Genomic DNA, 1162 nt, shown 5'->3' on the forward strand with positions numbered 1-1162 from the left:
GCGATGTGTGTCTGTTCACGGGGGGCGTGGGTGACCGGCGGTTGGTGTGGAAAGGCGCTGGGCATGGGATCGGTGAATCTCTGTCTTTCGTTCTGTTTGTTCGGCTTAGTCCGAACAAACGAATCAAACAATTTAATACTTGCGGAATACATACTTGGGACATGATCCAACAGCGTTTCCAGCACGCCGCGCGGACGACAGACAGGCATGAGTGAAGACGACCGTACCGTCGCCCGCGAGCGCGTCATCGAGTCGATGGAGCAGTCGGCGGAGGTGTACGGCCTCAGTCGAAGCGCGGGGCGGATCTACGGCGTCTTGTATTTCTCCGAAGAGCCCCGCTCGATACCGGAACTCGTCGAGGAAACGGGCTACGCGAAATCGACGATCAGCAACGTGACACGGACGCTGACGCGGATCGGACTCGTCCACCGCAGGTCCTCGGAGGGTGGCGGACGTCGCGTTCACTACGCGGCCGAGCGAGAACTCTGGTTCAGTCTCCAAGACGTGTTTCAGCAGTACGTCCAACGGGAGATACAGACGACGCTGCGTGCGATCCAACGCGCGGAGGCACAGCTCCCCGACGACGGCCCTCCCGAGGCGGCGCGTATCGAGGAGCTTCGACGGACCTACGAGGACTTCCAAGAGATCGTCACGCTCGCGTCGGAGTTCACCGCCGCGGAGCTCAGAGACGCGCTCGAATCGTACGATCGGTAGCTACCAGTACACCGTGTACGCACAGGTGTCGTCGCCGTCGCGCCGACACGTCTCTCCGGTCTCCTCGATGAAGACGAACGCGTCCACGGAGGCGTACTGTCTGGCGACGCCGCGGACGAGGCCCCGATCGAACGAACAGGGGTAAGGGTTGTGGCATGTGAGTTTTCCGGATCCGTCTCCCGTCCGTTCGAACTCGTAGTACCCGATGTCGCCGCCGCGGTGGTTCTGCTGATAGGCGTCATCGATCGACTGAAGCCCCGCGGCGACGGTCTCGAAGTCGTTCGGCCACGTGGCGACTTCCGGCAGCTGTTCGCCGAGCCGGTCGAGGACGTGCGGCTGCAGCTCCTCGGCGCTGGTCTCGAAGGCGTTCAACCAGGTCTGCTGCGGGTACCACTCCTCGGGGTCCGGGTCGGTGATCCCCTCCGCGGCGAGTGCCCGTAGCGCCCGC

Annotated in this window: 2 protein-coding genes; one reads left to right on the plus strand and one right to left on the minus strand. The window is 63.1% G+C overall.

The genetic code is table 11. The features are described from left to right. The first annotated feature begins 207 nt into the window (after positions 1-207). Positions 208-714 (plus strand): MarR family transcriptional regulator, encoded by a 507-nt coding sequence (locus U4E84_RS18055; RefSeq protein WP_322533449.1) that lies wholly within the window; start codon positions 208-210, stop codon positions 712-714. Here the strand turns inward: U4E84_RS18055 and U4E84_RS18060 are convergent. Next, positions 715-1162: hypothetical protein (locus U4E84_RS18060; RefSeq protein ID WP_322533450.1), on the minus strand; the 448-nt coding region annotated here is incomplete at its 5' end.

It is taken from the genome of Halorubrum sp. AD140 (assembly GCF_034497445.1).
Classification (GTDB): domain Archaea; phylum Halobacteriota; class Halobacteria; order Halobacteriales; family Haloferacaceae; genus Halorubrum.